Raw genomic sequence first — 25,412 nt, forward strand, 5'->3', positions numbered from 1 at the left:
TCGACGTAACCAAGGAGGATATGTAAATAATGATAGAAATTGAAAAACCTAGAATTGAGACAATTGAAATTAGTGAAGATGCTAAATTCGGTAAGTTTGTTGTTGAACCACTAGAACGTGGCTATGGCACTACGCTAGGAAACTCCTTACGTCGTATCCTACTATCTTCATTACCAGGTGCAGCCGTTAAGTACATCGAAATTGAGGGAGTTCTACACGAATTCTCAGCAATTGAAAATGTGGTTGAAGACGTATCTACAATCATTATGAATATTAAGAAACTAGCTCTTAAAATTTATTCTGAAGAAGATAAAACATTAGAAATCGATGTTAAAGATGAAGGCGAAGTAACTGCAGCTGACATTACTCATGATAGTGATGTTGAAATTTTAAACCCAGAGCTTAAAATTGCTACAGTTGCTAAAGGTGGACATTTAAAAATCCGTCTTGTTGCAAATAAGGGTAGAGGTTACGCATTAGCTGAACAAAATAATACTAGTGATTTACCAATTGGTGTTATACCAGTAGACTCTTTATACTCACCAGTAGAAAGAGTTAACTATACAGTAGAAAATACTCGTGTAGGTCAAAGCAGTGACTTTGATAAATTAACATTAGATGTATGGACTGATGGATCAATCACTCCACAAGAATCAGTTTCATTAGCAGCAAAAATTATGACTGAACACTTGAACATCTTTGTTGGACTCACTGATGAAGCGAAAAACGCTGAAATCATGATTGAGAAAGAAGAAGATCAAAAAGAAAAAGTACTTGAAATGTCTATCGAAGAATTAGACTTATCAGTACGTTCTTATAACTGTCTAAAACGTGCAGGCATCAACAGCGTTCAAGAATTGGCTGACAAATCTGAAGCAGATATGATGAAAGTACGTAATTTAGGTCGTAAATCTTTAGAAGAAGTAAAATACAAACTTGAAGACTTAGGTTTAGGTCTAAGAAAAGAAGATTGATAAAGGTAAAGGAGGTTAACTCATGGGTTACAGAAAATTAGGTCGTACATCTGATCAACGTAAAGCAATGTTACGTGACTTAGCTACTTCATTAATCGTTAATGAGCGTATTGAAACAACTGAAGCTCGCGCTAAAGAATTACGCGGTGTGGTTGATAAATTAATCACTTTAGGTAAAAAAGGAGATTTAGCTTCACGTCGTCAAGCAGCTAGAATCGTTCGTGATGTTGAAATCTTAAACGAAGATGAAACTACACAAACAGCTTTACAAAAATTATTCGGTGAAATTGCTCCTCGTTACACAGAACGCCAAGGCGGATACACTCGTGTACTTAAAGTAGGTCCTCGTCGCGGAGACGGTGCTGAAGCAGCAATTATCGAATTCGTTTAATTCCAACTTTAACTTGTAACAAAGCAACGATGATAAGTAGAAGCACACGATGGTGATGACATTGTGCGCTTATCATTGTACAAGTAAACACACTGAACTTATGAATATATAAAGCAAATGAGTGCAACGATAATGTTTGCCACATACAAATATTGTCTAGCTCAGAGTACCCCATTCACAGAACTTAATATTTTTTAAAGCGTGAACTCAATTATTGAATGGGGTGCGCGCTTTTTTATTTCGAAGCCCCTTTACTCTCTTTAGGTACAGGGGCTTTTGATACATAGTCTTGGATATACACATATCGTATATTCATGTACAATAAGTAGAGTGAAAATAAACAGAAGGGACAGAGTCATATTGAACACAGAGAACATTATTGAATTTAATGACGTGTCATTTCAATACCAAGGCGACGAATGGTTCACATTAAAAAATCTATCATTTAATATCCCTAAAGGTAAATGGACCTCTATTGTCGGTCATAATGGTTCAGGTAAATCTACCATCGCAAAACTGATGATGGGTATGATGCCGTTTCAAAAAGGGGAAATTCTTGTAAACGGTCAACCAATGACAGCTGATAATTTAGCAGAGATTCGTCAACACCTAGGCATAGTCTTTCAAAATCCTGAGAACCAATTTGTGGGCTCTACAGTTCAATATGATGTCGCATTCGGTTTAGAAAATTTCGAAGTCCCTTATGAAGAAATGCATCAAGCTGTCCCGCAAGTATTAAAAGAAGTTGAAATGTATGCGCAACGCAATCATGAACCACAAGCCTTATCAGGCGGACAAAAACAACGTGTTGCGATTGCTGGTGTATTAGTTTTAAGTCCTGATGTGATTATTTTAGATGAAGCCACATCTATGTTAGATCCTGAAGGCAAACAATCGCTGATGCAGCTGGTCAGACATTTGAACACTGAAAAAAATGTAACGATTATTTCGATTACACATGATTTAACTGAAACATTAGATTCAGATTATATGATTGTGATGAATCGTGGAGAGGTGTATGAAAAAGGTACACCAGAAGCAATTTTTGAGAAAGGAGCATCATTAACAGAAATAGGTTTAGATTTACCATTTCCAATGCGCATTAATTCATTGCTTGGTAACCCGTCTGAGTTTCTGACATATGATGCACTGGTGGCACGTTTATGAGTATAAAATTTAACGACGTCACATATGTGTACCAAAAAGGCACACCTTTTGAATATGAAGCATTACATCAAATCAATACAGAGTTTGAACCAGGACATTATTATGCGATTATTGGTCAGACAGGTTCAGGCAAATCTACATTAATCCAACATTTTAATGGCTTGTTAAAGCCCTCTTACGGCACCGTAGCGCTTGATGATTTAGTTCTGAAGGCAAAGACTAAGGATAAAGCGATTCGCCCTATGAGACAACGTGTAGGGCTTGTCTTTCAATTTCCAGAATCACAACTCTTTGAAGATAGTGTAGAGCGTGAGATTCTGTTCGGTCCCAAAAATTTCAATATGAACTTAGACAAGGTAAAGGACTATGCATATCGCTTACTGATGAAATTAGGTTTTGATCGCGATGTGATGAACAAATCACCCTTTCAAATGTCTGGAGGACAAATGCGTAAAATTGCGATTGTTTCAATTCTTGCGATGGATCCAGACATCATTGTATTAGATGAACCGACAGCAGGCTTAGATCCACACAGTCGAAAGCAAGTGATGGGTTTACTAAAACAGTTGCAGCAGGAAGGAAAGACTATCGTATTGGTAACTCATGACATGAATGACGTTGCACAATATGCAGACCGTATTAAAGTCTTACAACAAGGAACGCTTGTATATGAGGGGACACCAAGAGCATTATTCAGTGATTCCGAGCGTATTAATGATTATTCATTGGATTTACCAGACATTGTGCAACTACAAAGAGACTTTGAACACAAACATCAGACTAAACTATCTGATACAGCATTAACTGACGAAGAGTTTATTGAACTCTATAGGGAGTGGCAGCGAAATGAAAAATAAATTTATCATTGGTCGCTATTTACCTCTGGATTCGATAGTACATCGTATGGATCCTAGAGCTAAATTAGCATTTGTCTTTTTCTATATTGTCTTAGTCTTTTTCTGTCATAGCTTCCCGATGTATGGGTGGATGTTGTTAGTGTTATTGATATTTATGTATTGTGGTAAAATCAAGCTGTTTTATTTATTAAAAGGCTTAACCCCAATACTGTTCTTTTTAATTTTTACGTTTTTAATGCATTTGTTTTTAACTAAAGGCGGAACGACGTTGTTCAGCTGGAAATTTATTTCGATTGATTCAGGTGGTATCAAAGAAGGGATCTTTATATCTATGCGGTTGATGTTCATTATGATGGCTTCAACGATTATGACTTTAACAACGAATCCGATCGCATTAACAGATGCCTTTGATAAAATTTTATCGCCGCTTAAAGTTGTAAAAGTCCCTGTACAACAATTAAGCATGATGATGTCCATTGCGCTACGTTTCATCCCAACGTTAATGGAAGAGTTAGATAAAATTATTTTAGCGCAAAAATCACGAGGATCTGAAATTAGTTCAGGTTCAATGGGACAAAGAATCAAAGCATTTATTCCATTACTGATTCCACTATTTATTTCTGCCTTTCAACGTGCAGAAGATTTAGCAATTGCGATGGAAGTACGTGGATATGATGTAAAATCAAAACGTACAAGTTTCCGTAAATTAGAATGGCATTGGAAAGATACTTTGCTTATCGGTTCATTGATTCCAATTGCGGTTATATTATTTGTATTAAAATATTTAGGAGTGTAGACGTGTGCGTATTTTAGTTAATATAGCGTATCAAGGAAGCAACTTCTTAGGCTTTCAGATTCAACAACACGGTAGAACCGTGCAACAACAATTTGAGAAGATTTTAAAACGTATGCATAAGCGTCATGTACGTATCCATCCTTCAAGCAGAACAGATAGAGGGGTGCATGCGATGGAACAATATTTCCATTTTGATACAGAACTAGATATCGCACCTAAGCAATGGCAATATGCGATGAATAGCGCACTGCCTGACGACATTTATGTCAAAGAGGTATCAATCGTCGATGACGACTTTCATTGCCGCTATGACTGCGTAGGAAAGCGATATCGTTATATGGTGTATCAAGGTGCGCATCGCGATGTTTTTATGAGCGGTTTAAAAACTTATAATGATTATGACTTAGATTTAGATAAAATGAATCAAGCAGCACAACAATTTATCGGTACGCATGATTTTACAGGATTTTGTTCACAAAAGACCGAAGTAGAAAGTAAAGAGCGTACGCTTTATCAAAGTGAAATTATTAAAACAAAAAATGGCTTTGACTATGTTGTGACTGGCTCTGGTTTTCTATATAATATGGTACGTGTGTTAGTCGCGTTTTTAATCGAAGTCGGTAAAGGTAAGCGATCACCAGACGAAGTTCCAGGCTTATTAGAAGCGAAAGATCGTAATCAAGTACCGTTCACTGCACCCGCAGAAGGATTGTATTTAGAAAAGATATATTTATCACCAGAATCACTGATACAAGATTTTGGTTCAGATATAAAAATTCATCGCAAAAAATCATTGCAAAATGACTGATTCGTATTGACAAATACACTAATAAATTATACGATTATATGCGGTATTGTTTTATATCACCCCACGATAAGCCCCGGAAACTTATTGTGTTACTAGATATAGAAGCAAAGTCGAAACGAAATCAACAATCTGAAATTATCTGAGCTTTGAATCGTAACATTGATTTTTTAAAAAGCAACTCAACACGCAGTTATTATTAGGAGGACAATTATTATGCGTCAAACATTTATGGCTAATGAATCAAACATTGAGCGCAAATGGTATGTTATTGATGCGGCTGGCCAAACACTAGGTCGTTTATCATCAGAAGTAGCAACTATTTTACGCGGAAAACATAAAGTAACTTACACACCACACGTTGATAACGGTGACTATGTAATCATCATCAACGCTGGACAAATCGAAATGACTGGTAAAAAAGAATCTGACAAAGTTTACTACCGTCACTCAAACTACCCAGGTGGTATTAAATCAATCACAGCTGGTGAATTAAAAGAGAAAAACCCAGCACGTTTACTTGAAATTTCAATTAAAGGTATGTTACCAAGCAACCGTTTAGGTGAAAAACAAGGTAAAAAATTATTTGTATATGGTGGCGCTGAACATCCACACGCTGCACAACAACCAGAAAACTACGAGTTACGTGGTTAATTAGAAGGAGGAAATTACATTGGCACAAGTTGAATATAGAGGCACAGGCCGTCGTAAACACTCAGTAGCACGTGTACGTTTAGTACCAGGCGAAGGTAACATCACTGTAAACGGTGTTGACGTACGTGAATATTTACCATTCGAATCATTAATCTTAGACTTAAACCAACCATTCGAAGTTACAGAAACTCAAGGTAACTACGACGTTTTAGTTAACGTTAACGGTGGCGGTTTCACAGGTCAAGCACAAGCTATCCGTCACGGTATCGCTCGTGCATTATTAGAAGCAGATCCTGAATACAGAAGTTCTTTAAAACGCGCTGGATTACTTACTCGTGACCCACGTATGAAAGAACGTAAAAAACCAGGTCTTAAAAAAGCACGTCGTTCACCACAATTCTCAAAACGTTAATTGTTGGACAAACGATTACTATTATTCAAACACTTCCCAAGTTTGGGGAGTGTTTTTTTATGCCCGTAAAAGTTATTTACATATCGACCTTTTAGAAATTTTTTCATTTCTGGTATACTTTCATATCATTAATTCGCTGGTGCTTTCAATTCTAATTAATTAGTTGTGTGTGATATGATTATTTTAAAAGAAGGAGGCGGTAACATTGCATGAAAAAGTAGATATTTTAGTAACGCTAAATGAAAACTATTTGAAACCATTAAAGGTTATGTTGTTATCATTACATGATACGAATCCCCATTTATCATTTAAAGTTTGGTTGGTTCATGAGAAGATACCACAAAGTAAACTAATGCAGTTAGAAGAATTATTGTCATCATTTAATATGGAATTAGAAGAAGTTAAAGTACCGCCTAATTATTTTGGCAATGCGAAAACAGTTGAACGTTATCCTCAAGAAATGTACTTTAGATTAGCGTGTGGTGAATTACTGCCTGAATCAGTGACAAAAGTACTTTATTTAGATCCAGATATTTTAGTGATTAATACAATAGACGATTTATGGAATCTGAATTTAGAAAGGAATATATTTGCGGCAGCAACACATGAAGGATTTACAAAATTTTCACAAGGCATGAATAATCTACGTTTAGGTACGAAACAAGGTCAAGTATATTTCAATTCAGGAGTTATGTTGATTGATGTAGAAAAAGCAAGACAAGAAATAAGCATGGATGATATTTTTAATTTTATAGAGAAAAATAATCAATACTTATTATTACCTGATCAAGACGTTATGAATAGTTTGTATGGTGATAAGATTAAAGAAATACCGGAAGAAATTTGGAATTATGACACAAGACAAGCAAATATGTATTATACAAAAAGTGTAGGTGAGTACGATACACATTGGGTTGCCTATCATACTGTGTTCTTACATTTTTGTGGTCGTCCAAAACCTTGGGATAACAAAAGTAACAGTAGATTTACCATGTTATATCTTCAGTATCAAAAAAGATTAGAACAACTTGAAAACTTAAATGATTAAATAAAACTCAATACTTGAAAGAAGGGGACATCATGAAAAAAATCATCAGAAGTATTGCGAAATGTAAAATGTGCGGAGATATTATCGAATCTACACATAGACATGAAATGGTCAATTGTAAATGTGGTTGTATCTTTTTGGATGGAGGAACAGATTACCAAAGAGTACTGTGGAATCCTCAAGAAGGTAAAGGTAGTAAAATGGAAGATTATATTGATTTGAGTTTAACAATTTATGAAGAAGAGGATGAGGAGGACGAGAATAAAAAAGAATGAAAATATACTTTGTCAGACATTCATTAAGAGATAATAGTGTGAAAGAAGATGTCATTGCACCCTTAACTAAAGAAGGGCTGAATAAAGCAGAAGCATTGGCATCTTTTTTTGACGATAAAAACATTGAACAAATATACGCCAGTCCTTATCGTCGTGTCATAGAAACTGTATTACCCACAGCAAAAAGATTGAAGCTTCCGATTAATAAAGACGAAGGTTTGCGTGAAAGAAAAATAGGACGCTGGGTAGAAGACTTTTATGAATTTGCGGAAAAGCAGTGGCGAGATTTTGACTATAAGTTGGAAAATGGTGAGTCTTTAAATGAAGTACAAAATCGTATCGTTCAAACCTATAATCAAATTATAAAGAATAGTAATGTATCTACATTATTAATATGTGGACATGGCACCGCAATGTCACTGTTATTTAATCATTTAACTAAAGGCAAGTTTCAATATGAAGATTTCCTACAAATGAAAATTTCCTACAAATGAAAATGCCTTCTATCTATTTGTATGAGACGAACACACAAGCGTTAACGCACATTCAGTGATTTAAAACATTAAATTCAGTGAATATGCTAATATCGTCACTGATATTAAACAGTTATACTAGAAGAGATGAAATATAAGAATTGCAGGTGTTTGTGATGTTTAATATTAGTTCAGTTTCAAATGAGGTTAAAGAAGAAGTTAAAGGACTCATTGATCAACATATACATCAAGAAGATATTACTGACATGTTAATAGAACTCTCTCAAAACGAATCAAGCAGTAAAATAACAGAAGCACTTAGACAGCTTTACTTTATTGAAAAATTTACGTCTATGTATGAAATAGAACGTTTTGTCTCAACATATGAAAAGGTGACAAAACAATCACTGACAGAAATCACACTTTCAAATGATAAAACGCATCCACTGAATATCTTCCAACAAGAAATTAATATATTTAAGTCATTGCTTCAAGAAACGAGCGCTTTGTTAAATCAAGTAAAGGTGAATGAAACAGAAGCGGTTGAATTATTTAAAGGGAAAGTTCAAACACTTTCAGGTTTAATTCCACATTTTAATCGTAAAGAAAAGATTATCTTTCCTGTCATAGAACGAAGAGGAGAGTATATCTTACCGAGAAAAATGTGGGCAGATGATGATGTGATTCGTTTTGCGTTGAATAAACTACAAAAACGTGTAGCTAAACTTGAAGAAGTAGATTGGCGACATATTCAAAATGCTTATACTGAATTAGAAAGCAGTTTAACGGACATGTTACGCCAAGAAGAGATACTATTCATCCCACTAATGCAGGAAGACATCAGTGCAGTTGAGTGGCAACAAATTGCGCAAGAAAGCAGTGCTTTTGGCTATGCGATAGAAGTTCCTGAGATATGGCACGATTCTGAAATAGAATTAACTTCTATTGACGCAAAATATGATGCAAAACAAGGGCAACAGAATTTGCGCTTTGGTGGAGGTTTCTTAACGACAAAAGAAGCGGACCTTATTTTAAATAACTTGCCAGTAGAAATTACGTTTGTAGATAAAAACGGCACTTTTAAGTATTTCAATGATTTAGTTGAAGCGTCTGACATGATGTTTATCCGTACACCTATCTCTATTGGAAGAAATGTGGCTAATTGTCATCCACCAAAAAGTTTAAGCAAAGTGATGCAGATTATTCGTGATTTGAAAACAAAACAAAAAAAGTCTGAATCCATGTGGTTTAAAAAAGGTAACCAATTCATTCACGTCACATACAAAGCTTTATTTGATGAAAAAGATGAATATATTGGTATTTTAGAATATGTACAAGATATTCAACCATTCTTTGAGTTACCACAAAAGTTCAAACGAGATGCGACTAAACAATAAACGTTAATTAATAATAAAATGAACAACCCACGAGTCCAATATTGATTCGTGGGTTGTTCATTTATCACAGTCGTTTTAAAGAAACGGTAAGAATTTTGACCAATAAGTAATCAAGTATAGCGGGAAATTCATACAGATATGAATTAATATCAGTAAGTAGATATTTCGATATTTGGCCCAGAAAAAGCCAAGGAATATCCCCGCAAGCGCATGTGTGACCAATGCTTGTGCTGACAAATCCAAAAGATTTCCTTGTCCTTGGATGCCCGCATGCCATAAAGACCAAAGTACTGTGCTGATACATACAGAAGACACTATACCCAAATGTTCTAAACGTGTTTGTAGCCACACACGGTAAAACACTTCTTCTAACACAGCATTCATTAATATTGAAATGATCGCAAATATCAGTACGAAAAGATAAGGTTCATCATAAGAGATATTAGATAAGTTGTTCAAAGGACTAAAATAGAGCACTAACCAAATCACATAGACAATAGGCGCAAGAGACCAATCAATGACTGGATTAGCTTTAGAGAGTATGGACAGTTTTCTCACTTAATAATCCATAAAGGAAACAACAACAATAATACAAATTTATAAATATAAAAAAGCTCAAAGTAGGGTTTAGGTGTAAGAAACACAAGTACGATATATAAAACACCTAATATAAGTAAAATACGTTCTGACTTCAAAGGTTTCTGAATAAGGGGTTGAAACTTAAAGTGTAAAGGTAAAACAAATAGCACAACAAGTGGAATTAAATAGATAAACCAAATATTCATAAAATGAGTTTTGTCCTTGGTATCTGCGCTCGTTTGAATCAAACCACTTTGTGTAGTTTGTACATATAAAGCTGAAACCATAATTAATAATAAAGTGACAATAGGAATCAATAAACGTAATTTATTTCTCTGCATGGCGTTCTCCTTAATATTAAATTGTAAAAGCATTTAAATAATAATACCCAATTTTATTTAATTTTGGTCCTTTAAACGTAAAAAATCCTCAAACCAATTTGATTTGAGGATTAAAGCAATATACGAATGTCGTTAGTAGAAAAAATTATTTTTTAAAGTTTGCTTGAAGATACTCATAAATCGCATCTGTATCAGTCAATTTAAAGAATTTTTCTAATTCAGCTTTATCTTGTTTTTCAAAGAACACGATAAGGTCTGATAATAAATGTACTTGAGTTGCTTTTGTACCGTTTAAAATCACAAATAAGAATTCTACTGGTAAATCTTTATGAGGTGAACTCATATTTTGGAATACGATAGGGTTAGTTAATTTAACAGGTACAATTTTAGTTGTGTTTACAAATTCAGGTTCAGTATGAGGTACTGCCACATTAGGATATGTTTCACTGATATTTGATAAGCTTAGGGCTGTTGGGTAATTTTTTTCACGATCTAAAACATGTTCTAAGAAATTGTCTTTTACATAACCTGCTTTTACTAATGCTTCTGATACTTCTGTTAGTACCGCTTCTTTACTATCCGCATTTGATACAAAAACGCTATCTTTTGAAAATAATTGAGTCATAAGTTGCTCCTTCTTCGTTAGTAAGTATTTTAATATTTATCTGGTCAATTAAAGTATAGGTAAATGAATAGATAGATGTCAATGTATTATGTGTTTTATACCACAATACATCTCACAATTTTAAAATATTTGTCATAAATAAACGTCGATGTAAGACACCGACGTTTATAAAATATATTAACTTTCCTCAATTTCCTTTAGTGCCAATTTAATATGTTCTAGATGATGGTTACCATGCCAAGCCATTTTAGCTACAAGATCTGCAAGTCTACCTTCACCTTCTTCAGGATGGTAGAACGTACGGTCAAATGCTTCGATAGGCAGGTCACGTAATAAGATGGCCCAACGTTTATGCATGCCGTCAATCAGTTCTAGTGAGTATTCTAAGGGTGCTTGATTGTCTGGAGCTTCAGCCCAAGCATCTTGTAGGAATGATGTGACAAATGGATGGTCTTCAGTCAATGTTTGTTTCGTACGAATAAAACCGTGCATGTGGCTATCAGCAATATGGTGAATTAAAGTTTGAACATCGAAACTGCCTTCACGATAGGTCGCATGACGTTCTTCTGCAGATGCGTTCGTTGTGAGTGTTGTGAGTATATCTGGTAATTCTTCAATCGCATCAATCCACGTGTTTAAATCTTCTACACTATAACGATCTGGTTTTTGGAACTTACCGATTGGAAATTGATTTTTCAGCATGGTTAATCACCTTTCATCAAATATTGAATGAAGTGCTAGTATATCACACGTGAATTTAAATAGATAATTGACTTATTTTACTTTAATATTCTGTATGAAAGACTAAGCTACTTGTAAGACACTATACCCTAATTGTTCTATTGTTTCGCTGATTTGTTCAGAAGAGATGATTGTGTCCTCATATTTAACTTTGACTTTACTGCTGTTGAATAAGACTTTTGCTGATTCAACACCTTCTGTTTTATTTAAAGCACCTTCAATTTTCTTGATACAAGTAGGGCATGTCAGGGTTTCTAATTGTAGTTTGAGTTGTTTCATTTAAATCTTCTCCTTTAATTTTAAATTTGATTAAACGCATAGCGTTGAATATTACAACTAAGACACTTGCTTCATGGATAAATATTCCAATCGCTAGGTTCACACCGCCGAGGAGTACACCGATGAGCAGTACGAATACCGTCAGCATCGCAATCCAGATATTTTGTTTAATATTAAGGTGTGTGGCTTTAGCTAATAAGAATGCATGAGCATATTGTTTTAAACGATCCGCCATTAATACGATATCTGCGGTTTCCATTGAAATATCTGTACCGCCATCTCCCATAGCTAAGCCGATATCTGCAGTCGCAATCGCAGGGGCATCGTTAATACCATCACCAGCCATCGCAACATGATAACCTTGATTTTGTAGTTGTTTAACGTAAGCTGTTTTATCTTCAGGTAATAAGCCTGCTTCAACCTCATCTATATCTAACTGTTCTGCTATCACACGTGCAGTATGTGCATTATCACCCGTTAACATAATGGTACGTTTCACACCATGTTGTTTCATTAGGTCAATGGCTTGTTTCGCATCTTCACGTACTTCATCTTTAATCGATAAAACAGCTGCTAGTTTTCCGTTAATTGCCGCAAAGACTAAAGTATGACCGGTTTGTTCTTCGTATAAGGCATCTTGTTCAGCTTGTGAAATATCAATATGGTGATCCTGCATCAAAGCACGGTTACCGACGATTAATTGTTGATGATCAACTTGACCTGCAATGCCTTTTCCTTTAATCGGCGTTGTTGATTCTACAACATAATCCGTCAACACATGATGTTGTTCAGCGTAACTTGTTATCGTATGGGCTAAGTGATGTTCAGAGGTTTGTTCTAAAGTACCGATTAAACCTAATAAATCATGAGGCGGATTATTATAAGTTTGTACACGTAAGAGTTCTGGTTGTCCTTTAGTCAATGTACCTGTTTTATCAAAGACCATCACATCAATATGTGCTAAGGTCTCCATAATGTCACTGCCTTTGATCAAAGCACCATGTTTTGCGCCATTACCTATACCCGCAACACTTGAAACAGGGGCACCGATAATTAATGCACCTGGGCATGCGATAACGAGGAAAGTAATTGCGAGATGCAAGTTCCAAGTGATGAGCCCAACAATAGCGGCTAATACAATGACAGCGGGTGTATACCATTTAGCGAAGCGGTCTAAGAAACGTTCGGTGTTAGATTTAGTTTCTTGAGCTTCTTCAATCAAATCAATAATCTTCGCAAACGCAGTATCTTCTCCGACTTTATCCGCAATCATTTCAACATAACCAGATTCTAATATCGTACTGCTGTATAACGTATATTGTTGGCGCTTTGTCAGTGGAACCGATTCACCTGTAATAGAGGCTTCGTTAAATGTACCTTCACCTTCAATGATGTGACCATCAACAGGTACACGGCTGCCTGCTGTTAATATAATGCGATCACCTCTTGAAACTTCTTCGATTGATACTAAAGTACGTGATCCATCCGCTTGTTTAATTAAGGCTTCTTCAGGTGATAATTCCGTTAAAGATTGAATGGAGCGACGTGTCCGTTCTAATGTCTTTTTCTCTAAATAACTTCCAAATAAGAATAGAAACGTTACAACAGCTGCCTCGATAAATTCACCAATAAAGAGTGCACCGATAACTGCGATACTTATCAGCAGTTCAATGCTGAACATTTTAAATCTTAGTGCCTGTATTGCACGTAATCCAATAGGCAACATCGCAATGGCAGTCGCAAAGATAAGCAAGGCATCTCCCATTACAGCAATATCTTTTAGAAAAATACGTATCAAGATGCCAGCTACAATGGCAATGAATGCGACTAATGTCAATGTTTGTTCATAACGATAAATCCATTTTGTAAACATCAAAAAAACTCCTCCTCTCATATGAAGTGATGTCTGCTTTCACTTTTAATGATACGAGAGAAGGAGAGAAATAAAATTGACCTAGATCAATTTTTCAGTACTTTATAGGTATTGTGATTGATTTTGTCTAAAATACCTTCTTGTTCCAGTTGTTTGAAGGTACGATTTAGTGTTTCTGGCTGCATGCTTAAATAAGTCGCTAAATTCTTTTTAGTCATTGAAAGCTTTAATAAACCGTCTGTTGTCTCTAGTTGGATGTATTCCAGTAAACGCTCTTTACTGCTCATCAATGCGATTTGTGTCGTCATCGTTTCAGATTGATTCAATCGTTCTGCCAAACCTTCAATCATTTTAATTCCGATTTCAGGATAATCTGTCATTAATTGATGAATAGAGGATTGGTTAATCGTACATACATCACTGTCCTCTAACGCTTCTGCATACGTATTAGCACTATCTGATGCATTAAATAAAGTCAACTCACCTGTAAAATCACTATGTTCTAAAATACGGATTAATTGTTCATCCCCTTCATCCGTCAGTCTATAGATGCGTACTTTGCCGGAATGAATTACAAATAAAGTATGTACATCATCTCCAGCCATAAAGAGGTAATCGCCTTTACGTACTTTTGTCGCATGAACTTTTGAAAAGACATGTTCTAATGCTTCTGTATCTAAATTTTGGAATAAGGGTACCTTACTGACACATAATTCATAACCTTTCATTATGGATGCTCCTTTAATCTTCTTATCTTTAGCTTAATTCATTTAATTAAAAGGGTAAATAACATTGCTTTTAACTAAAATGTAACGAATTAGTGAAATATTTAACAAATTAATTGAAACAATTGTATGTTTTTAATTGTCAAAGCGTTTTCAGTATGACATACTATAAACTAATTAGTATGACACATTGATAAAAATAGATGAGGTGATCTACAAATGACAAAATATATTTATGCATTTGAAGAAGGTAGTCAATCCATGAAGGATTTGCTTGGCGGTAAAGGTGCAAACTTAGCTGAAATGATGCGCTTAGGTTTACCAGTACCAGATGGCTTTACGATAACTACAGAAGCATGTATTGAATATTTGAAACAAGGCGCAACATTATCTGACGAGTTAAAAGAGGAATTACATACACAGCTCAAAGCTTTCTCAGAACGTACTGGGAAATCTTTTTCATCTGACGACAACTTGTTATTAGTTTCTGTCCGTAGTGGTGCGAAAATTTCAATGCCGGGTATGATGGACACGATTTTAAACTTAGGTTTAAATGATGAAAATGTTGAGAAGTTAGCTGAAAAAACAAATGATGCACGCTTTGCGTATGATTGTTATCGTCGCTTGCTTCAAATGTTTGGACAAGTTGTATATGGTATCAACATGACAGCATTTGATCGCTACTTCGACAAATATAAAGAAGATAATGGTTATGAAACTGATGCTGAAATTCCAGCAGAAGGTTTAAAAGTCATCAGTGCACGTTTCAAAGAAATTTATGAAGAAGAAGTTTATAAACCATTCCCGCAAGATCCATTTACACAATTGACTGAAGCAGTTGAAGCGGTATTTAAATCTTGGGATAACGACCGTGCGCGTGTATACCGTGATTTAAATGATATCCCACACGATATCGGTACAGGTGTCAACATCCAAGAAATGGTCTTCGGTAATAGTGGAGACCGCAGTGGTACAGGTGTTGCTTTTACAAGAAACCCTGTGACAGGTGATAACCATGTCTTTGGTGAGTACTTATTAAATGCACAAGGTGAAGACGTTGTGGCAGGTATTCGTACACCAAAAGAAATTGAAACACTGGCACAACAAATGCCTGAGGTATATCAAGAGTTCGTAGATGTGACTGAGAAATTAGAAGCACATTATAAAGATATGCAAGATATCGAATTCACAATTGAAAACGGTAAACTTTATATTTTACAAACAAGAAATGGGAAACGTACAGCCAAAGCAGCAATGAAAATTGCGGTTGATTTAGTAGATGAAGGGGTTATCACTAAAGAAGAGGCGCTAACAAAGGTAGATGTAAAATCAATTGATACATTATTGCATCCGACGTTCAAACCAGAAGCGATTGAAGCGGCAGAAGCAATTTCTGATGCAGGTCTTCCTGCAAGTCCAGGTGCATCAACAGGTAAAGTAGTCTTCTCGGCAGAAGATGCGAAAGTACAAGCGGATCAAGGTGAAAAAGTAATTTTAATGCGACCTGAAACATCACCTGAAGATATTGAAGGTATGGTCGCAAGTGAAGCGATTGTGACAACGCATGGCGGTATGACATCTCATGCGGCAGTTGTTGCTCGCGGTATGGGTAAATGTTGTGTAACAGGCTGTTCAAACTTAAATATCGATACTGAAAATAAAGTTGTAACATATCATGGCCAAACGTTAAATGAAGGTGACATCATTTCAGTTGATGGTTCAACAGGTAACATTTATTTAGGCGATATTGAAAAAACAGGTGCTGACCACAGTGAAGACTTTGATCGCTTCATGCAATGGACACAAGAAACTGCACGTTTAAATGTACGCATGAACGCTGAAACACCACAAGACATCGCATCAGGTTACCAATTTGATGCAGCAGGTATCGGCTTAGTCAGAACTGAGCATATGTTCTTCGGTGCAGAACGTTTAGTTCAAATGCGTCGTTTCATCTTAGCTTCTTCACAAGAGGAACGAATCGAAGCATTAAATGAAATCCGTAAATATCAAATTGAAGACTTCGAACAGATTTTCAGATTATCTAATGGCCGTCCGACAATTGTACGTTTACTGGATCCGCCATTACATGAATTCTTACCGAAAACAAATGATGAAATTCAATTAGTTTCACAACAATTAAATGTTGATAAAGACGTGCTGCGTAAACGTATTGTTGACTTGCATGAAACTAACCCAATGCTTGGTCACCGTGGCTGCCGTTTAGCAGTAACTTATCCAGAACTTGCTGAAATGCAGACTGAAGCGATTATCGGCAGTGTGTTAAAATTAAAAAATGAGGGTATCGAAAGTCAACCTGAAATTATGATACCGCTTGTATCTACAGTAGAAGAATTCAAAACATTAAAAGACACAATCCAAGCGACAGCTGAAAGCATGTTAGCAAAAGACAATACGTCGATCGATTACTTAATCGGAACAATGATTGAAACACCAAGAGCTTGCTTGATTGCAGGGCAACTTGCGAAAGAATCAGAGTTCTTCAGTTTCGGTACGAATGACTTAACACAATTAACATTTGGATTCTCTCGTGATGATGCAGGCAAATTTATCAGTGAATATATCAACAGAGGCTTACTTGAAGTGGACCCATTCCAAACATTGGATGTTGACGGTGTAGGTCAGTTGATTAAAACAGCAGTAGAGCAAGCTAAAGCTGCAAATCCAAACATCAAAATTGGGGTTTGTGGTGAACTCGGCGGTGATCCGAAATCAATTCATTACTTCAATAACTTAGCGATTGATTATGTCTCATGCTCACCATTCAGAGTTCCTGGCGCAATGTTGGCTGCTGCTCAAAGCCAAGCAGAAAGTGAGAGAGCAATCGGTGCAAAACAATAACGAACATTTAGCATTATATATAGTGTCAGATTCTATCGGAGAAACTGCACAGCGTATGATTCATGCGACACTAACGCAGTTTCCTGATATAGAAGATGACGTAGAAATTAAGAAATTCCCCTTCATTAAAAATGAAGAAGAATTTCTAACGATTTTAAAATTAGCAAAGCAGCGTGATGCGATTGTCATCACAACGCTCGTGAATCCAAAATTTAATCAAATCGGTCAAGCTTATGCTGAAGAGCAAGGTATCCTTTATGTAGATTATATGACAGATTTGCTTAATTTAATTGAAAACAAAACACATAAAAAAGCCTTACGTGAAAGCGGTGCCTTACGCAAAATGGATCAGCACTATTTTGAACGTATTGAGGCAATGGAATTCTCAGTCAAATATGATGATGGCAAAGTTTTTACCGGTATTGAAGAAGCAGATGCGGTGATTCTAGGTGTGTCCCGAACATCTAAAACACCTCTTAGTATGTATCTTGCGAACAAAGGTTATAAAATCGCCAATATTCCATTAGTACCTGAAGCACCGATTCCTGAAGAAGTCTTCAACAAGAAAATGTTAGTATTCGGCTTAACCGCAAGTCCCGATTATATTATGAATATCCGTACAGAACGCATCCGTGTACTGGGTATGAAAGGTTCAGCCAACTACAACAGTTTACATCGCATTAAAAAAGAATTAAGTTATGCGGAAGAAGTCTTTGATAAATTTAATGCCATTGTCATTAACACGGAATATAAATCTATCGAAGAATCTGCATTTTACATTGAAAAATACCTGAACAAATAACAACCATTCTATTCATCCATTAAACATAATAGAAAATTCCTTAATAACTTCTCACAAATATAAACGAAGCCGTAACTGCCTCCATTCAGTTACGGCTTTTTAAGTTGCTTATATTGAACTTTATGCATTTCACATTTAATTTAGAAGTATAAGTAAAAAAAGGAGCGGTTAAAATGGAAAATGAACAAATTGTCTTCGCACAATTTCCAGACGGATTACCAGATGAACAAACGTTTCGTTATGAACCAGCTGAAATCATAGAGCCAAAACAAGGTGAAGTGTTATTAGAAACAGCATACCTATCAATTGATCCTTATTTTCGTAATGGCATGATTAAAGGGGCTTCTTATGTGACAGCCTTCAAAATTGATCAACCAATATGGGGAAGAGGGCTCGCAAAAGTAATTCAATCAAAAGACAATACGGTCAAAGAAGGAGACATTGTCAGAGGTCTGTTTGAATGGAAACGTTATAATACAATGTCGGCAGAAGATTTGGAAGTGCTAAATGTAGATGATGATATACCAGTGCATTGGTATTTAGGTGCTTTAGGTGCAACGGGTCAAACGGCTTATCATGGTTTGTTAGAAATTGGCCAACCAAAAGCTGGTGAAACGGTTGTTGTTTCAGCAGCATCAGGTGCTGTCGGTTCAGTCGTCGGCCAAATTGCGAAAATCAAAGATTGCTATGTAGTAGGTATTGCCGGCGGTAAGGCTAAAACACAATACCTCATAGATGAACTTGGATTTGATGACGCAGTCGACTACAAAAAAGAGGATTATGCTGAAGCATTAGCTAAAGCAGTACCAAATGGTGTCGATGTATACTATGAAAATGTCGGCGGTACAGTTGCGAATGAAGTATTTAAGCATTTAAATTCATTTGCGCGAATACCTGTGTGTGGTTCAATCTCTAACTATAATGATAAAGAAATATCATATGAACCCGCTGTTCAACCAATGTTGATTAAAAATCAAGCATTGATGCAAGGGTTTTTAGCTTCTCAATTTAAAGATGATTTTGAACGTGCTGAAAAAGACTTAGCACAATGGATCAAAGATGGAAAACTCAAAACAAAAACGTCATTAGTAAAAGGCTTCGGCAACATCCCAAGTGCATTCAGAGCACTCTTTACAGGTAAAGAAATTGGCAAACAAATCGTTCAAGTTTCTTCCGTATTAGATTAATCATTTAGGCATTCTAAAGGTGATACACCACTTTTAGAATGCCTATTTTTCATTGCAGTCCTTTAAAGAAACCTCTATACTTAAGTGAAAATATACAATCAGCAGGAAAGAACGAGGGGATAGAGATGGAGAAACAAAATCAACCTGATGCGAAAACGATTAGAATTATCGCCATAATTGCGATTGTTTTAGGCGTACTAGGTATTGTTAAGTATATATGGGCTGAATATCACCCCACAAATCCGTTAGATAAAGAAACAAAAATCAATACACCTACAATTTTTATGCATGGTTATGGCGGCAGTGTGAATTCATTACGCTTCTTTGAAACACAGGCACAAAAAGAAGGCTATACGAAAAAGCCGGTCGTCGCGACAGTAGGGGCAAATGGCCATGTCACTTTAAAAGGTAAATTTGATACGAAAGATAAACACCCGATTGTTTTAGTTAATTTGAAGGATAACGAAAATGGTGACATGAAACTGAATGCATTTTGGATTAAAAATGTACTTGAAGCGTTACAACAAGATTATCAATTTAAACAATTCAACATTGTGACACATTCTATGAGTAATATGTCGTTTGCGAAGTACATGTTAGACAACAGTAATAATCCAGACTTGCCGACTTTACATAAACAAGTCAATATCGCAGGTATATTTAATGGCATCATCGGTATGGGAGATGAACCAGGAAAAGTAACATTAGATAAAAATGGGAAGCCTGATCAAATGACAGATGGTTATGTAGAAATATTGAAGTTGAAAAAAGATCCTGCCTATAAAAATGTAGAAATCTTAAATATTTATGGAGATATCCAAGATGGTACACACAGTGATGGTCGTGTGACAAATGCTTCTTCTAAATCTTTAAAATATATTATGAAAGATCATGCGAAAAGTTATCGTGAACTTTTGATAGAAGGTAAACAAGGTCAACATAGTCAACTTCATGAGAGTGATAAAGTTGCGGAAAATATCTTTAAGTTCTTATGGGGCAGTAAGCAAGGTTAGAAAAATCATAATTCGGCAATACTAATAATATAATGACTCATAGATTGGAGCGGATGACATGACACAAAATGAACAAATTGTGTTAGCACAATATCCAGAAGGATTGCCTAAAGCAGAGGACTTTCGCTTTGAAATAATTGATATTGCTTCACCTGAAGAAGGAGAAGTCACAATTGAAACAGCTTATATTTCAGCTGATCCTTATATGCGTAATCGTATGAAACCGAATACGAATTCTTATATCGGCGGTTTTGAATTAGACCAGCCAATTGTAGGTTTAGCAGTAGGACAAGTAACAGAATCCAATCATTCTGACTTTAAAAAAGGTGACACAGTGTCTGGTATGTTGCCATGGCAAAAATACAGTACAGTGAAAGCTGATGATTTAATGCATTTGCCAGATTTAGATGTACCACCTTATTTATTCTTAGGTGTTTTAGGCATGACTGGTCAAACAGCTTATCACGGCTTGTTAGATATCGGTCAACCAAAAGCTGGTGAAACAGTCATGGTTTCAGCGGCTTCTGGCGCAGTCGGTGCAGTGGTTGGCCAAATCGCAAAAATCAAAGGTGCCCGTGTTGTCGGTATTGCAGGCGGAGATCAGAAAACAAGCTATCTTGTTGATGAACTAGGCTTTGATGAAGCGGTGGATTATAAGAAAGAAGATTATGCAGAAGCCTTAGCTCAAGCAGTACCGGACGGCGTAGATGTCTACTTTGAAAACGTTGGCGGAACTGTCGCAAATGAAGTATTTAAACACTTAAATACATTCGCACGTATACCGGTATGCGGTTCTATTTCTAAATATAATGATACAGAAGTTTCTTACGAACCTGCAGTGCAACCGATGTTAATTAAACATCAAGCATTGATGCAAGGTTTCTTAGTGCATCAATTCAAAGATGACTTTGCGCGTGCAGGTCAAGAATTAGCACAATGGGTTAAAGAAGGTAAGATTAAAACGAAAACATCTGTAGCAGAAGGTTTTGACCAAGTCCCTAAAGCCTTCAATAATCTTTTCACAGGTGAGAATTTTGGTAAACAAGTGATAAAAATTTCTAATGTATTAGATAAATGAGGTGTATAGATGATGAAAGCAATTGGAGCAGATCGTGCCTTTCAATTATCAGAGGGCAATTTATTTTATGAATTTGATAAAGAAAAACCAACGCCAAAAGATAGAGAATTATTAATTAAAGTTAAAGCAATCAGCGCAAACCCGATTGACACTAAACAACGTCAAAGACCTATTGAACAACCGCCTAGAATTTTAGGATATGATGCAGTAGGTGTTGTTGAAGCAACAGGAGATAACTGTGAACTTTACCAAGTTGGCGATGAAGTCTTTTATTCTGGTTCATTGAAATTTGATGGTTCTAATGCCGAATATCAAACGATGGATGAACGTTATGTGGCGACCAAACCTAGCAATGTATCTTATACAGAAGTGGCAAGTCTTCCATTAACTTCTATTACGGCGTATGAAGTTCTTTTCGATATTTTCAATATCTCTACGAACCCTGATAATAATAAAGGGAAAATCTTATTAATTATCAATGGTGCAGGCGGTGTCGGCAGTATTGCGACACAAATCGCTAAAGCATACGGACTTAAAGTCGTTACGACAGCAGGCAGAGAAGAAACTAAAGCCTGGTCAGAAAAAATGGGTGCAGATTTAGTAATCAATTATAAAGAAAATATGAAAGCACAACTTGAAACTAACAATGTTAAAGACATTGACTTTATTTTCTGCACGTTCGATACAGATTTATATTATGAAACAATGATTGATCTTGTAAAAGCACGCGGTACACTTGCGACGATTGTCGCATTCAATGAAAAACAAGATTTGAACTTGTTGAAAGGTAAAAGTTTAACATTTGGACATGAAAATATGTTTGCACGTTCATTGAATAATATAGATGTGATTCAATATCACCGTTATTTAACAGACGTTTCTAAAAAAGTAGAAGCGGGTGTTTATCAACCGACAGTGACGAAAGTCTTCGATGAATTAACGCCAGAAACACTATTTGAAGCGCATCAATTACTAGAAGACCATGTGATGAAAGGTAAAATTGTGTTTGATATGGAATCATAATTAAAATATAAATGACACTAGAAGAATGCTGACAAAGCGAAATTCTAGTGTCATTTTGTTATAAGACGGAAAAATTGCTTATTCATATCGGTCATTCTATGATAAGGGCACAACATATAAAGAAAGGAACGATATAAATGAAAGCAATCGGTGCAGATCGAGGATTTGAATTATCTGAAGGTAATTTATTCTATGAATTTGATAAAACGAAGCCTGAACCAAAAGGCAATGAATTATTAGTAAAAGTCAAAGCCATCAGTGTTAATCCTGTAGATACTAAAATTCGCCAAGCGCCTGTTGAAAAAGCACCACGTATTTTAGGGTTTGATGCGGCAGGTGTGGTAGAAGCAACAGGACCAGATTGTGAACTATTTAAAGTCGGCGATGAAGTTTACTATTCAGGTGCGAGCTTTTATGATGGCTCAAATGAAGAGTACCAAGTGATGGATGAACGTTATGTAGGTAAAAAACCAAGTAACTTAACATTTACAGAAGCAGCTAGCTTACCGTTAACAGCACTAACAGCGTATGAAGTGTTATTCGATACGTTCAACATTTCATCTAATCCTGAAAATAATAAAGGCAAATCATTATTCATTATTAACGGTGCTGGCGGTGTCGGCAGTATCGCAACACAAATTGCGAAAGCTTATGGACTAGAAGTAGTGACAACTGCTGGACGTGAAGAAACAAAAGCTTGGTCAGAAAAAATGGGTGCTGACTTAGTGATTAATCATAAAGAAGATATCAAAGCACAATTAGATGAACATCAAGTTGCGCCATTTGATTATGTTTTCTGTACGTATGACACGGATGGCTATTATGAATTAATGATTGATTTAGTTAAAGCACGTGGTCATATTGTCACAATTGTGGCCTTTGATGAAAAACAAGATTTAAACTTATTGAAAGGTAAGAGCGTGACATTCACACATGATTATATGTTTGGTCGTGCGGACTATGGTTTAAATGTGATTACGTTCCATCGTCATTTGACAGATTTGACTAAGAAGTTAGAAGCGGGTACGTATCAACATACGAAAACGAAGGAAATACAAGGGTTAACTACAGAAACACTATATGAAGCGCATCAACTATTAGAAAATCAATCCATGATTGGTAAGTTAGTGATTAATATGGAAAACGAATAATTATTTTTGAAGCACAGGGAATCATTTTCTCAGTGCTTCTATTTTTAGTGCATAATAAATTTGATAAGTTTTTTTATGAGAAGAAAAATAATTGTATAAATGAGATTGAAAAGCGTCATAGCGGGTAATTACATGTTATCAACAAATTTAGAAAGGGATTATTGGTATGAAAGAGAAAAAGATTACCAAAGTGTTTTGGTTTGCGCTCGTCATTTGTACATTATTTGTAATCTATGGTGCGATTTTCCCAAAACAACTTGAAGCAGGGACACAACAAATTACAACTTTCATCGCTAAATACTTTACATGGTATTATCTGATTTTATTATTAGTGATATTGATTGTATGTATTTACTTACTCTTCTCACGTTATTCAAATATCACTTTGGGAGAAGAAGGAGAAGATCCAGAGTTTTCACTGCAATCATGGTTTGCGATGTTGTTTAGTGCAGGTATGGGTATCGGTTTAGTTTTCTGGACAACAGCTGAACCTATCAGTCATGCATTTACTCAAACGCCGATACATAAAGCTGGAACTCAAGCAGCCATTGATGACGCGATGCAGTTTGCGTTCTTCCACTGGGGCGTTCATGCTTGGGCCGTATACGGTATTGTTGCGTTAGTATTCGCTTATTTCAGTTTCCATCGTGGTTATGCAGGTTTAGTGAGTGCAACGTTGGTACCGTTATTAGGTGAAAAACGTATGAATGGACCGCTTGGTGGTACCATTGATGTATTAGCAATTATTGCGACAGTAACAGGTGTTGCGGCAACACTTGGGTTTGGTGCGTTGCAAATTAACGAAGGATTAAACTATTTATTCAAAGTACCATCTAACTTCGGAATGCAAGTTATTATCGTGATTATTGCGACGTTCTTATTTACATGGAGTGCATGGTCAGGTATCGATAAAGGGATTAAAACTTTAAGTAATATTAATATGATTTTAGCATTTATCGTTTTAATCGTATTATTCGCAGTCGGACCGACACTCTTTACTTTAAATAACTTTACAAACTCATTAGGTAATTATATTTACAATTTCTTTGGGATGAGTTTACGTATTCCGCAAAACGGCGGAGAAAAATTCCAATGGATGCAGAACTGGACAGTCTTCTATTGGGCATGGTGGATTTCATGGGCACCATTCGTAGGAATCTTTATTGCGCGTGTGTCACGCGGTCGTACTATTAAAGAGTTTATTTTAGGTGTTTTATTTGTACCAGCCTTAGTTTGTTTCTTCTTCTTTGCAGTCTTCGGATCAGCTGCAATCTATTTACAGAAAAACGGTATTGCGGATATTGCGAAAGAAGCAACAGAAACAGCTACCTTCGCAACTTTACAACACTATCCGCTCGGCTTTTTATTAAGTTTGGTTTCGCTAGTAGTTATCATGATTTTCTTCGTCACTTCAGCAGACTCAGCAACTTATGTGCTTGGTATGTTAAGTGCAAAAGGAAGTATCCACCCAGCTTCAGCAATTAAAGTATCTTGGGGTGTGATTTTAGCACTATTTGCGTTGATTATGATTTATACAGGCGGAACACAAGCGATTCAAAACTTATTAATTATCGCAGCACTGCCATTCTCAATCGTTATTATTTTAATGATGTGGTCGTTGTTTAGAGCATTAGGTGAAGAAAAGCCACGGTACCAACAACCCAGATATAAACATTCGGAAGTTTTATCGCATAAAAGTAACAGGGAAGAAATAGAAGAATAGTTAAAAAAATGAAGGCATAAGTTGCTTTATCATAAGATAAACAAACTTATGCTTTTATTTTTTACAATAAAATTTATTGTGTTTTTTTATAAATGAGTCGGGGTATAAAAAAAGTAACGTCACAAACATTGATATGAGGAGGTGCAGCACCGTGAGAAGAT

27 protein-coding genes are annotated in these 25,412 nt (G+C 35.9%); 20 read left to right on the forward strand and 7 right to left on the reverse strand.

From position 1 onward, the window contains the following. The first annotated feature begins 29 nt into the window (after positions 1–29). The 12 genes from HMPREF2603_RS01845 to HMPREF2603_RS01900 all read left to right on the forward strand — a co-directional run bounded on the left by HMPREF2603_RS01845 (position 30) and on the right by HMPREF2603_RS01900 (position 9,249). On the forward strand, positions 30–974 hold the full coding sequence (locus HMPREF2603_RS01845) for a DNA-directed RNA polymerase subunit alpha (RefSeq protein WP_002479547.1): 945 nt from the start codon (positions 30–32) through the stop codon (positions 972–974). A gap of 22 nt (positions 975–996) precedes the next feature. After that, complete coding sequence (gene rplQ / locus HMPREF2603_RS01850) at positions 997–1,365, forward strand: 50S ribosomal protein L17 (RefSeq protein ID WP_002479546.1); 369 nt, start codon at positions 997–999, stop codon at positions 1,363–1,365. 357 nt (positions 1,366–1,722) lie between these two features. Further along, positions 1,723–2,532, forward strand: a complete 810-nt coding sequence (locus HMPREF2603_RS01855; protein ID WP_031262423.1) for an energy-coupling factor transporter ATPase — start codon at positions 1,723–1,725, stop codon at positions 2,530–2,532. Further along, entirely contained in the window at positions 2,529–3,389 is an 861-nt protein-coding gene (locus HMPREF2603_RS01860) for an energy-coupling factor transporter ATPase (RefSeq protein ID WP_002479544.1), read from the forward strand. The genes HMPREF2603_RS01855 and HMPREF2603_RS01860 overlap by 4 nt, the downstream gene beginning before the upstream one ends. After that, positions 3,379–4,185, forward strand: coding sequence for an energy-coupling factor transporter transmembrane component T family protein (locus tag HMPREF2603_RS01865; RefSeq protein ID WP_002479543.1), 807 nt, complete (start codon positions 3,379–3,381; stop codon positions 4,183–4,185). The genes HMPREF2603_RS01860 and HMPREF2603_RS01865 overlap by 11 nt, the downstream gene beginning before the upstream one ends. Before the next feature lie 4 nt (positions 4,186–4,189). Further along, positions 4,190–4,993 carry a tRNA pseudouridine(38-40) synthase TruA gene (gene truA, locus HMPREF2603_RS01870; protein ID WP_002479542.1) on the forward strand — a complete coding sequence of 268 codons (804 nt, stop codon included), beginning with the start codon at positions 4,190–4,192 and terminating at the stop codon, positions 4,991–4,993. Between the two features lie 213 nt (positions 4,994–5,206). After that, positions 5,207–5,644 carry a 50S ribosomal protein L13 gene (gene rplM, locus HMPREF2603_RS01875; RefSeq protein ID WP_002479541.1) on the forward strand — a complete coding sequence of 146 codons (438 nt, stop codon included), beginning with the start codon at positions 5,207–5,209 and terminating at the stop codon, positions 5,642–5,644. Positions 5,645–5,663: 19 nt separating this feature from the next. Beyond that, positions 5,664–6,056 carry a 30S ribosomal protein S9 gene (gene rpsI / locus HMPREF2603_RS01880; RefSeq protein ID WP_002479540.1) on the forward strand — a complete coding sequence of 131 codons (393 nt, stop codon included), beginning with the start codon at positions 5,664–5,666 and terminating at the stop codon, positions 6,054–6,056. Positions 6,057–6,261: 205 nt separating this feature from the next. Continuing rightward, positions 6,262–7,104, forward strand: a complete 843-nt coding sequence (locus HMPREF2603_RS01885) for a glycosyltransferase family 8 protein (protein WP_060803672.1) — start codon at positions 6,262–6,264, stop codon at positions 7,102–7,104. 32 nt (positions 7,105–7,136) lie between these two features. Further along, entirely contained in the window at positions 7,137–7,379 is a 243-nt protein-coding gene (locus tag HMPREF2603_RS01890; RefSeq protein WP_023014969.1) for a DUF7695 domain-containing protein, read from the forward strand. Between the two features lie 38 nt (positions 7,380–7,417). Then, positions 7,418–7,873 (forward strand): histidine phosphatase family protein, encoded by a 456-nt coding sequence (locus tag HMPREF2603_RS01895; RefSeq protein ID WP_231724084.1) that lies wholly within the window; start codon positions 7,418–7,420, stop codon positions 7,871–7,873. 155 nt (positions 7,874–8,028) lie between these two features. Next, positions 8,029–9,249, forward strand: coding sequence for a PAS domain-containing protein (locus HMPREF2603_RS01900; RefSeq protein ID WP_060803673.1), 1,221 nt, complete (start codon positions 8,029–8,031; stop codon positions 9,247–9,249). Between the two features lie 75 nt (positions 9,250–9,324). Here HMPREF2603_RS01900 and HMPREF2603_RS01905 read toward each other — a convergent pair whose 3' ends face one another. The 7 genes from HMPREF2603_RS01905 to HMPREF2603_RS01935 form a co-directional block, all read right to left on the reverse strand. Further along, positions 9,325–9,807, reverse strand: a complete 483-nt coding sequence (locus HMPREF2603_RS01905; protein WP_070501878.1) for a CPBP family intramembrane glutamic endopeptidase — start codon at positions 9,805–9,807, stop codon at positions 9,325–9,327. After that, complete coding sequence (locus HMPREF2603_RS01910; protein WP_060803674.1) at positions 9,804–10,169, reverse strand: hypothetical protein; 366 nt, start codon at positions 10,167–10,169, stop codon at positions 9,804–9,806. The genes HMPREF2603_RS01905 and HMPREF2603_RS01910 overlap by 4 nt, the downstream gene beginning before the upstream one ends. 145 nt (positions 10,170–10,314) lie before the next feature. Next, a complete protein-coding gene (locus tag HMPREF2603_RS01915) occupies positions 10,315–10,794 on the reverse strand; it encodes a PTS sugar transporter subunit IIA (protein ID WP_002479534.1) in 480 nt (159 codons plus the stop codon). A gap of 177 nt (positions 10,795–10,971) precedes the next feature. Further along, positions 10,972–11,496: a YfiT family bacillithiol transferase gene (locus tag HMPREF2603_RS01920; protein WP_060803675.1), complete on the reverse strand. Its 525-nt coding sequence runs from the start codon at positions 11,494–11,496 to the stop codon at positions 10,972–10,974. A 102-nt stretch (positions 11,497–11,598) separates the two neighbouring features. Then, positions 11,599–11,814 carry a heavy-metal-associated domain-containing protein gene (locus HMPREF2603_RS01925; RefSeq protein ID WP_057509872.1) on the reverse strand — a complete coding sequence of 72 codons (216 nt, stop codon included), beginning with the start codon at positions 11,812–11,814 and terminating at the stop codon, positions 11,599–11,601. Next, positions 11,753–13,687 (reverse strand): heavy metal translocating P-type ATPase, encoded by a 1,935-nt coding sequence (locus HMPREF2603_RS01930; protein WP_070501880.1) that lies wholly within the window; start codon positions 13,685–13,687, stop codon positions 11,753–11,755. The genes HMPREF2603_RS01925 and HMPREF2603_RS01930 overlap by 62 nt, the downstream gene beginning before the upstream one ends. Positions 13,688–13,773: 86 nt before the next feature. After that, complete coding sequence (locus HMPREF2603_RS01935; protein WP_023014963.1) at positions 13,774–14,415, reverse strand: Crp/Fnr family transcriptional regulator; 642 nt, start codon at positions 14,413–14,415, stop codon at positions 13,774–13,776. A gap of 216 nt (positions 14,416–14,631) precedes the next feature. Here HMPREF2603_RS01935 and ppdK point away from each other — a divergent pair, with 216 nt between their 5' ends. The 8 genes from ppdK to HMPREF2603_RS01975 all read left to right on the forward strand — a co-directional run bounded on the left by ppdK (position 14,632) and on the right by HMPREF2603_RS01975 (position 25,251). Further along, the gene (gene ppdK / locus HMPREF2603_RS01940) at positions 14,632–17,274 is read left to right on the forward strand and encodes a pyruvate, phosphate dikinase (protein ID WP_060803677.1); all 2,643 of its coding nucleotides are present in this window, start codon (positions 14,632–14,634) and stop codon (positions 17,272–17,274) included. Continuing rightward, positions 17,261–18,076 carry a pyruvate, water dikinase regulatory protein gene (locus HMPREF2603_RS01945; protein WP_002479528.1) on the forward strand — a complete coding sequence of 272 codons (816 nt, stop codon included), beginning with the start codon at positions 17,261–17,263 and terminating at the stop codon, positions 18,074–18,076. Before ppdK ends, HMPREF2603_RS01945 begins: the two co-directional genes overlap by 14 nt. A 173-nt stretch (positions 18,077–18,249) precedes the next feature. Further along, positions 18,250–19,263 carry an NADP-dependent oxidoreductase gene (locus HMPREF2603_RS01950; protein WP_060803678.1) on the forward strand — a complete coding sequence of 338 codons (1,014 nt, stop codon included), beginning with the start codon at positions 18,250–18,252 and terminating at the stop codon, positions 19,261–19,263. A gap of 125 nt (positions 19,264–19,388) precedes the next feature. Then, on the forward strand, positions 19,389–20,276 hold the full coding sequence (locus tag HMPREF2603_RS01955; RefSeq protein ID WP_002479526.1) for an alpha/beta hydrolase: 888 nt from the start codon (positions 19,389–19,391) through the stop codon (positions 20,274–20,276). A 58-nt stretch (positions 20,277–20,334) separates the two neighbouring features. Then, a complete protein-coding gene (locus tag HMPREF2603_RS01960; protein ID WP_060803679.1) occupies positions 20,335–21,354 on the forward strand; it encodes an NADP-dependent oxidoreductase in 1,020 nt (339 codons plus the stop codon). Between the two features lie 12 nt (positions 21,355–21,366). Beyond that, entirely contained in the window at positions 21,367–22,377 is a 1,011-nt protein-coding gene (locus HMPREF2603_RS01965; protein ID WP_060803688.1) for a zinc-binding alcohol dehydrogenase family protein, read from the forward strand. A gap of 137 nt (positions 22,378–22,514) precedes the next feature. Then, a complete protein-coding gene (locus tag HMPREF2603_RS01970) occupies positions 22,515–23,528 on the forward strand; it encodes a zinc-binding alcohol dehydrogenase family protein (RefSeq protein WP_060803680.1) in 1,014 nt (337 codons plus the stop codon). 166 nt (positions 23,529–23,694) lie between these two features. Continuing rightward, positions 23,695–25,251, forward strand: coding sequence for a BCCT family transporter (locus HMPREF2603_RS01975; protein ID WP_002479522.1), 1,557 nt, complete (start codon positions 23,695–23,697; stop codon positions 25,249–25,251). Positions 25,252–25,412: the final 161 nt, after the last annotated feature.

This window comes from Staphylococcus sp. HMSC055C03 (assembly GCF_001809385.1).
Taxonomy (GTDB): domain Bacteria; phylum Bacillota; class Bacilli; order Staphylococcales; family Staphylococcaceae; genus Staphylococcus; species Staphylococcus simulans.